Consider the following 9666-nt stretch of genomic DNA (forward strand, 5'->3'; position numbering starts at 1 on the left):
TGTATATAAAGCAAGATTTTTCTTATTTTGTATACAGCAATTTAAAACCTAACTTCTAAATATTAAAATATTCTTTTGCATTATTATAACAAATTCCTTTAACTATATCTCCTAAAGTTTCCATATCACAAGGGAATTCTCCATTTTCAACCCATTGTCCAAGTAAGTCACAAACTATTCTTCTAAAATATTCATGTCTTGTATATGATAAAAAGCTTCTTGAATCAGTTAACATCCCAATAAATCTGCTTAATAGTCCAACACTAGCCAAAGATTTCATCTGTTCTATCATTCCATCTTTAGTATCATTAAACCACCATGCTGCACCAAATTGTATTTTTCCAGGTATGCCATCTCCCTGGAAATTTCCAACGGTAGTTGCAAGAATAAGGTTGTCTTTTGGATTTAATGTATATAATATAGTTTTAGGAAGTGAATTCTCTGTTTGCAGTGAATTTAAAAGTTTTGAAAGAGGTTCTGCTATGGAAAGATCATTTATTCCATCAAATCCTGTATCAGGTCCTAACTTTTTAAACATATTAGTGTTAGTATCTCTAAGTGCTGCAATGTGAAGCTGCATTACCCAGCCTAATTTATGATAAAGTTTTCCTAAAAATCTTAAAGTATATGTTTTGTATTTACTTATTTCATCTGTACTCAAGGCCTGTCCTTTTAAAGCTTTAGAATATATCTTTGATGATTCTTCCTTTGTAGATTCTGCATATTCCATAACATCCATAGCATGATCTGATACTCTGCATCCTACCGAGTGGAAAAATTCAACCCTTGACTCAATAGCATTTAAGAATTCATCATAGTTGTCTACTGATTTTCCATAAACTTTTCCAAGTTCCTGAGTCCATGGAATAAAAGTATCCTTATTTATTCTAAGTGCTTTGTCTGGTCTAAAAGCTGGCAGAACGTTTACAGGAAAATCCTTATCCTCTTTCAATTTCAAATGATATTCAAGTGAATCAACAGGATCATCTGTAGTACAAAGCGTTTTTACATTTGATCTCTTAATTAATTCTCTTGCTGAAAAATCGTCAGTAGCCAAAAGAGCATTTACTTTTTCCCAAATTTGTGGAGCAGTTTTTTCATTTAATGTATCATGTATTCCAAAAAATCTTTGAAGTTCTAAGTGTGTCCAGCCATAGAGTGGATTGCCTATAGCTATTGATAATGTTTTCGCCCAGGCCATAAACTTGTCATAATCACTGGCATCTCCAGTAATATATTTTTCATCTATACCATTAATTCTCATTGCTCTCCACTTATAATGATCACCATAGAGCCAGGCCTCAGTAATATTTTTAAATTTTTTATTTTCATAAATTTCCTTTGGACTCAAATGGCAGTGATAATCAATTATAGGCATATCTTTAGCATAATCGTTAAATAATTTTATAGCAGTTTCATTAGATAACAAAAAATTTTCATCCATAAACTTTTTCATAATATCGACCTACCTTTATTTTTGTTTTGTTACTAATGTTAACGTGAACATTAGTAACAATTCTATTATAACCAATATATATTAAAAATACAACAATAATATTATTAACGTGTGCATAAATTAGATTGTTAATATTTAGATTATTTGATTTCTTCCAAATATATTTTGCATACCTCACTCCATAATTCACCTGGCTCTAAAGTTTTAAATCCGGTTATTTTATCATCCATATTTACATTTGGTGCATTTATCATACATGTCTGTGGCTCAACGCAAACATATTCCTTATCACCCATATCATTCCATATAACTATGTGTTTATAATCTTTTCCCATTTCATATACCAACCTAAGTTGCTTAGACCTGTCCTCAAAAATTGCTCCTTTAAACTCATGTCCATTAAAATTCATAGGCTTCAACATATAATGTGATTCTATTGGATATCCCTTAGGAACAATTCCTTCATGAAGATATTTTTTTTCGTCAGCTGTCAGATCTAAAATTTTTTCTGTAGGTAAATTCCTGTCATCCTGTTCCCATCTCTTATCTATAGATGCTATTAACTTACAGTCACTTTCACTGCTTTCAGGGTGAAATGGTATATTAAAAGATGTATGAAAGCCTATTCCAAGAGGCATTTTTAAAGAACTTTTGTTGATAACACTAGTGGTTTGCTTAAGGCCTTTGTTTGATAAATTGTAAGTTAATTTTGCTTGAAATTCATGTGGAAAATATTTGTAAAATTCATGATCTTTCGTATAATTAAATATTGCTTCTACCTCGATCTCTTCTTTATTTAAAATTTCTATTCTACTTGCTTCCCATTTTTCACTCTTTATAAAACCATGTATATAATTATTTCTTTTAGGTTCATTTATAGGGAACTTGTACTCTTTATCTCCTACTTTAAATTTACCATCTTCTATTCTGTTAGGCGGAAATAAAATTGGCAGTCCATAAACCTGCGGTCTATTTTTAAATTTCTCAAAATCCATATTATCAGGAGGTGTTCTAAGTAAATTTAAACCTCTCACGGTGTCTTTAAGTTGCATTACATTTGCACCAACTTCAGGAATCATAAGTGCCTCATATCCACCAGCATAAAATCTTATGCACTTTTTGCCCATCCAGGTGGTCTCTTTTATACAAGCATTATCATTTTTTTCAGTACCCATATTGACATCTCCAATTCTATTTAAGAATAAATTCATAAAATGTACACGTGTGCATTTCTTATCAATAACTATTGAGTTAATATCATTATAATGTATAATAAAACTTTTTGCAATCGTATTCAAGTAAATTTTTTAATTATTTATATTAATAATTAAAAAGGTAGAACTCTGTAAAGTTAACATAGTTCTACCTTTTCTAGAATTTTGGATTTATGAATTTAGCAACTTAAATAAATTAAATTTATCTAAAAAGCTGTCCACTTATTATAAGCTTCTGTATTTCATTTGTTCCTTCATATATCTGAGTTATCTTAGCATCTCTAAGCATTCTTTCAACCTGGTATTCCTTCATATAACCATTTCCTCCAAGCATCTGTACAGCTTCTGTTGTTACATGCATAGCTGCATCTGTACAAGCTATTTTTGCTTTAGCTGCTGGTATTGAATATGGTCTTCCTTCCTGCTTATCTATCGCTGCCTTATATACCATATATTTAGCTTCTTCTATTTCAAGCTGTAATTCTGCCATCTTGAATGCAAGATATTGTTTTTTGCAGATTGGTTTGCCGAATTGTATTCTTTCCATCATGTACTTTCTTGCTATTTCAAAAGCACCTTCTGCAATTCCTAGTCCCTGTGCTGCTACGCCTATTCTTCCTCCGTCCAGTGTGCTGAGTGCTATTTTAAGTCCCTTACCTTCTTCGCTTACTAAATTTTCTGCAGGAACTTTGCAATCCTTGAATATAAGTTCTGATACCTGGGCTGCCTTTATTCCACACTTGTCTTCAATTTTACCTATTGAAAATCCAGGGAATCCTTTCTCTACTATAAATGCTGATACTCCTTTAGGTCCTTTGCTTTTATCTGTTATTGCAAATGCAAGGAATGTCTCTGAAAGAGGTCCATTTGTAATAAAGCATTTAGTACCATTTAATATATAGTAATCTCCTTCTTTTCTAGCTGTTGTTTCTGCTGCAGATGCATCAGATCCAGCGTTTGGTTCTGTCATTCCAAAAGAGCCAAACTTCTTTCCAGAAAGTATATCTGGAAGATACTTCTTCTTTTGTTCTTCTGAAGCATTATTAATTATTCCACCTGCACATAAGGATGTAGTTACTGAATAAGATATACCTACAGATGCATGTACTTTTGATATTTCTTCAACTGCAATTACATAAGATAAATAATCTGCTCCTGAACCGCCATATTCCTTTGGATATGGAAGTCCTATAAGTCCCATTTCGCCCATTTTCTTATAAGCTTCTATAGGGAATTCACTTTTTTCATCATTTTCAATTGCTATTGGTTTAAGTACCTTCTCTGCAAATTCTCTTGCTGTTTTTTGTACAAGTTCTTGTTCTTTTGATAATTCAAAATTCATATACTTTTCCTCCTATTTTGTTATAGCTTAGATTTTATTTTTTTAATCCCATTAACTCATCATGAAAAATTCTTTCATCCATAAGTTTTAAATTTTTATCAACCTTTGGTTTAAATTCCATTAAACTTAAAATATCCTTTTCGAGATCAACTCCAGGTGCTATTTCTGTAAGATAAAATCCATCTTCTTTTAATTCAAATACTGCTCTTTCAGTTATATAAGTAACAGGCTGTTTAGTTTTTATTGCATATTCACCACTGAATGTAATTTGTTCAACTTCATCCAGGAATTTTTTAACTTTGCCTTCATTCAGTATTTCAAGTTTCCCGTCTCCAGTCTTTATTTTAAGTCCTCCAGCTGTAAACGTACCGCAAAACAATACTCTTTTAGCATTTTGAGTTATATTTATAAATCCACCACAACCAGCTATACGAGGACCAAATTTACTTACATTTATGTTTCCGGCTTTATCTGCCTGAGCCAGTCCTAAAAATGCTATATCTACTCCGCCGCCGTCATAGAAATCGAACTGGTAACCTTCATCTAAAATTGCTTCAGGATTTACACAAGCTCCAAATCCTGTACCGCCTTCAGGCACACCTCCTACAGGTCCTGCCTCAACTGTCATTGTCATATAACTTCCTATTCCTTCTTCATTGGCAACAAGCGATATGACTTCTGGTATTCCTATTCCCAAATTTACTACAGTATCTGGTGTAAGCTCCATAGCCGCCCTTCTTGCTATTATTTTTCTTGCATTAAGTACAGGTGATTCAATACTTTCCAGTGGAACTTTTGCTTCTCCAGTTAATGCTGGATCAAACCCACTGCATCCAAAATATTGTTCATGGTGTTCAGGTTTGCCTATTACAACTGCATCTACACATATTCCAGGTATTTTAACAAGCCTTGGATCTAAGGTACCTGCTTTTACTACTTTTTCTACCTGTACTATAACAGTTCCGCCACTGTTTCTACATGCTTGAGCAACAGATAAGACATCTATTGATGCTACTTCCCTCTCCAAACTTATATTGCCATTTTCGTCAGCATAAGTTCCTCTTATAAAACATACATTTATAGGAAAAGCTTTATATAATAATCTTTCTTGTCCTTCAATATTTATAACTTTTACTAAATCTTCTTTAGTTACATCATTTAACTTTCCACCCTGTATTCTAGGATCAACAAATGTATTCAATCCAACGTGGGTTATAGTCCCGATTCTTTTTCCTGCTATATCTCTAAATAATTGAGAAAGCGTACCTTGAGGGAAATTATAAGCTTCGATTTTATTTTCTACTGCCATCTTTCCTAGTGCAGGCGATAAATTCCAGTGACCACCTATAACTCTTTTCGTCATCCCTTCATGTGCAAAATGATCTGCACCTTTGCCTTTGCCATCTCCCTGAGCTGCTGAATAAACTAAAGTTAAATTTTTTGGATGACCTGTCTCTTGAAATCTTTTTTCAAGTGCTATTGTAAGTTCCTCAGCACATAAGCTTCCAACAAATCCAGTTGTCGAGATCACATCTCCGTCTTTAACCATTTCAGCTGCATCAGCAGGTTTTATAAGTTTCACCTCAAACCACTCCTTTGACTTAATATTTTGTAATAAGTATTATTTTCTAGCAATCTTTAAAATTAGCTTTTCTTTTCTCAAGAAAAGCACTCATTCCTTCTTTTTGATCCTCTGTCGAGAAACATAGTCCAAATGAGTTTGCTTCATATTTGAGGCCAGCTTCTAAATCAACATCCAATCCATTATTTATAGAAGCTTTTGCAAGTCTAACACCCCATGGAGATTTGCTCATTACTTTATTTGCAAATTCTTTTGATTTTTCTATAAGTTCATCAGGATCGTAAACCTTGTTTGCAAGTCCTATACGATATGCTTCATCAGCAGTTATCATATCTGTAGAAAATATTAATTCTTTCGCTATTCCCTTTCCAACTAATCTTGGAAGTCTCTGAGTTCCGCCAAAGCTTGGGAGTATTCCTAAATTAACTTCAGGTTGTCCAAATTTAGCCTTTTTTGAAGCAAATCTTACATCGCATGCCATAGCAAGCTCACAACCTCCGCCAAGTGCAAATCCATTAACTGCTGCTATTACAAGTTTAGGTAAGTTTTCAATTTGGGAGAATACATTCTGGGCAAGTCTTGAAAAATTTGTTGCCTCTATAGAATTTAATTTACTCATTTCAGCTATATCAGCACCTGCTACAAAAGATTTTGGTCCTGCTCCAGTTATTATTACTGCTTTAATTTCTTTTTTATCTGATATTTCATTTACTACCTGTCCAAGTTCTTTTAAAGTTGCACTATTCAACGCATTAAGTGCCTTTGGTCTGTTAATAGTAACCTCTGCTATACCATTTTCTTCTTTTAAAATAACATTTTCCATTTAAATTACCCCCATGAATTTTTTATATTTGCTATTGATGATAACGTTTAATTATATTTTAATTGCATACAAATGATTTGTCAACCATTGCTTAAAAAAATATCAATATTTTATATATATTATATAATTATTGCTAATATAATTAATATATGCTGATAATTTTATGATAATTTTTTGCTTTAAAAATCCATATATTATGGTAGCTGCAATACATATACTCCCACCAACCATAGATTCATATGGTATAAGCTTCATATGATTTGATATGCTCATTTTTACTGACTGTTCTGAAGCCAGTAAAAAGTTTTCTTATTTAAAAAATAATTTCACTATTTATAAAAAAATAAAGAATCGTCAATATAGTATTCTATATCAACGATTCTTCATCCAGTACTTCTTAGATTAATATGTAGTTCACTTATAAAAATTACTTTTTCAAACTTAACTTTTTCAAACTTAACTTTAGAAAAGTTTGTCCATGTGTACCACCATGTTTATCCCCAACTTTGATAGAAAATTGCGGTGTTATCAGCGGTTTATTATCTGCCTTAAAAAATTTTTAAATTGTTGTTGTTCATCTTCTGTAAATATTTCCATTATATGTATATTCATTTTTTCTACTACCACTTCTATAGGCTCTCTAAGTTTAAGTCCTTTGTCAGTTATAATAACTTTAAGTGTCCTTCTATCTTCAGGATTTTCTGCCCTTTTTAAAAGTCCCTTGTTTTCCATCCTATCCAACAGCCCAGTAATTGTGGAACCGTCCAGTCCCAAAATATCTGAAATCTGTTTAGGCGTTTGGCCATCCTCACTCCAAAGACATTTTAATATTCCATACTGAACTGGAGTGACGTCATACCTCACAAGTTCAGATTTTAAATATTGAAATACAGTGTGCTGTGCCTTTGTTAATAAAAAGTTAATACATTCGTTTAGTTCCATAATAATTCTACCTCTCATATATTTAATATACTCATTATATTGTAATTCAATATCTTTTGCAAATCAATATTTCGTTAGCGAACAAATTTATGGTTAATTTAAAACATTTTTTTGGATAATATTAATTAAATTTTGTTCTAACGCTTAATATGTTTACCATAACATTACCATATTTTATTCATAATATGATAATTATGTGATATAATCTATATATATTTATATCATTTGGGGAATTTTTCATGAAAAAAACTTTTTTACTTATATTATTACTCATATCTACTATTATTTTTTCTTCTGCATGTGTAAGATCCACTAAAGATCAAAAAATTGATACTTTTATTTCTAAAACAATGAATAATAATTCTAGTAATAGTGTAAAGGCTTTAAAATCTAATAAAAAAACTATTGTTTTTATTTACAAAGTTCAAGGTGATCATTTTCTAGAAAGTATTGCAAATGCTGCAAAAAATATTTGTCAAAATGCCGGCTATAATTTCATAATTGATAGTCCTAAAGATCCAGAACAAAATGTAGATGAACAAATTAAACTCGTTAAACAATACACTAAATCAAAAGTAAGTGGAATTATAATTGTACCTGCTAATAATCTCTCTATCATTCCTGCGCTAAAAAGCACACAGGAAAGCAAGATTCCTATATTAAATATAGATACTTTAATTGATAGTGCAGAAGCTAAAAAAGATAATTTCACTCCTGTACCATTTGTGGGCATTAACAATGAAAATGCTTCATATCAATCCATTAAATATGCAATTAGCAATGTAAATTCAAAATCTAATGTACTTATTATAACTGGTGATTTAGCTCAACAAAATGCACGTGAAAGATGTTCTGGAGCACTTAAAGCTCTTAAAGAAAATAGTAATATGAATATTGTTGATACTGTAGACGGAAAATGGAAAAAGGAATTGGGGTATAGTATATCAAAAGAGCAATTTAGTAAACATCCAGATATAAATGTTGTGATATGTGGAAATGATGATACTGCCCTTGGAGTTATACAATATGCTAAAGAAAACAATATATCTAACCTGATTGTAACAGGATTTGATGCTACGGATGCTGGTAAACAAGCTATAAGAAATGGATTATTAACAGTTTCAGTTGAACAAAGTCCTACTTCTATTGGGAAAAAATCAGCAGAAGCAATGATTGATTTAATTAATAAAAAACAAGTTTCAAACAATATAATTATAGATACTAATATTATAAACAAAAGTAATGTAAATAATTAAGGAAGTGATAAAAATGAATAGTATAAAAACTAAACTCATAAGTGTGTTTTCAATTATAATCATAATGATGCTTATAACAAGTTGTATTTTTATAGCTAATACAATAAACCTTGAAAATAAATATAGAAATATGACAAACAACATCATTTTAGAAGGAGAAATAAAAAATACTTCAGATGATATTACAAAATTGTTCAATCAAATGACTTCTGGTAATACATCACTTCAAAAAAAGGTTCAAGGCGACATAAATAATTTGAATACAATAACTTATTTTTTAGATAATAGTATAGATAATGAAAATAGTAAAGAAATATATACTAGACTTAAAAATGTCACCAAAGATTTAATACAGTTAACTAATACAGGAACTAATTACATAAAAAATAGTAATATGGCTTCTGCTTCTAACATAAATCACGAAATTATATTGGACAACTCTTTTATAAATAATATAATATCTGAATTAAATTCCTCAGAATTTCAAAATTTATATTATTTACAGTCTGCACTTGAGCATAAAACCAATATAACTTTTACATTAGGAATTATTATACTTATAATATTTGCTCTATTTAGTATAATATTTTCTATATATTTTTCGGATTCTATATGTAAAAAGCTTAAATCATTAGTTAAACTTGCCAATAATGTTTCCGAAGGTGTTTTAAATAATGATATCAAAGTTATAGAGTCAAAAGATGAACTAGGAGAATTAAATAATGCATTTATAAATATGCAAAAACAACTTCTATCTGTCATAACTACATTTAATAAAGCAAGCTATGAAGTAAGCAAAAGTTCCGAGACACTAGCATACAATATGAATGAAAATGCAAAAGCAAATGAATCTATATCAGAATCTATTGTATCAATAAGTACAGTTTCAACTAAACAAACTGATATAATGAAAAATATTGTAGATGCTATAAATAATACAAATAATGAATTAGACTGTAAGCGATAAACTACCAAGTGTATATGTACAAAAATAAACGGCCATTTGTTAAAATGGTCGCAGTTTGTCATTTGTTCTTTTTACATGAAGATT

The 9666-nt window shown here is 30.6% G+C and carries 8 protein-coding genes; 2 read left to right on the plus strand and 6 right to left on the minus strand.

Annotated features, from left to right (window positions below; all coding sequences use genetic code 11):
- Nucleotides 1-55: 55 nt before the first annotated feature.
- The 6 genes from uxaC to J2Z42_RS12635 all read right to left on the minus strand — a co-directional run bounded on the left by uxaC (nucleotide 56) and on the right by J2Z42_RS12635 (nucleotide 7359).
- Entirely contained in the window at nucleotides 56-1456 is a 1401-nt protein-coding gene (uxaC, locus tag J2Z42_RS12610; RefSeq protein WP_209703130.1) for a glucuronate isomerase, read from the minus strand.
- 140 nt (nucleotides 1457-1596) lie between these two features.
- Entirely contained in the window at nucleotides 1597-2631 is a 1035-nt protein-coding gene (locus J2Z42_RS12615; RefSeq protein WP_209703131.1) for an aldose 1-epimerase, read from the minus strand.
- 241 nt (nucleotides 2632-2872) lie between these two features.
- The gene (locus J2Z42_RS12620) at nucleotides 2873-4012 is read right to left on the minus strand and encodes an acyl-CoA dehydrogenase family protein (RefSeq protein ID WP_209703132.1); all 1140 of its coding nucleotides are present in this window, start codon (nucleotides 4010-4012) and stop codon (nucleotides 2873-2875) included.
- A gap of 34 nt (nucleotides 4013-4046) precedes the next feature.
- Nucleotides 4047-5594 carry an acyl CoA:acetate/3-ketoacid CoA transferase gene (locus tag J2Z42_RS12625; RefSeq protein WP_342590029.1) on the minus strand — a complete coding sequence of 516 codons (1548 nt, stop codon included), beginning with the start codon at nucleotides 5592-5594 and terminating at the stop codon, nucleotides 4047-4049.
- Nucleotides 5595-5640: 46 nt separating this feature from the next.
- Nucleotides 5641-6417, minus strand: a complete 777-nt coding sequence (locus tag J2Z42_RS12630) for a short-chain-enoyl-CoA hydratase (RefSeq protein WP_209703133.1) — start codon at nucleotides 6415-6417, stop codon at nucleotides 5641-5643.
- A gap of 528 nt (nucleotides 6418-6945) precedes the next feature.
- A complete protein-coding gene (locus J2Z42_RS12635) occupies nucleotides 6946-7359 on the minus strand; it encodes a MarR family winged helix-turn-helix transcriptional regulator (protein WP_209703134.1) in 414 nt (137 codons plus the stop codon).
- A gap of 239 nt (nucleotides 7360-7598) precedes the next feature.
- Here J2Z42_RS12635 and J2Z42_RS12640 point away from each other — a divergent pair, with 239 nt between their 5' ends.
- Both J2Z42_RS12640 and J2Z42_RS12645 read left to right on the plus strand, forming a co-directional pair.
- Nucleotides 7599-8615, plus strand: coding sequence for a sugar ABC transporter substrate-binding protein (locus J2Z42_RS12640; RefSeq protein ID WP_209703135.1), 1017 nt, complete (start codon nucleotides 7599-7601; stop codon nucleotides 8613-8615).
- 13 nt (nucleotides 8616-8628) lie between these two features.
- Nucleotides 8629-9582, plus strand: a complete 954-nt coding sequence (locus J2Z42_RS12645; RefSeq protein ID WP_209703136.1) for a HAMP domain-containing protein — start codon at nucleotides 8629-8631, stop codon at nucleotides 9580-9582.
- The last annotated feature ends 84 nt before the right edge of the window (nucleotides 9583-9666 follow it).

This window comes from Clostridium algifaecis (assembly GCF_017874415.1).
In the GTDB taxonomy this organism is placed as follows: Bacteria; Bacillota; Clostridia; order Clostridiales; family Clostridiaceae; genus Clostridium_B; species Clostridium_B algifaecis.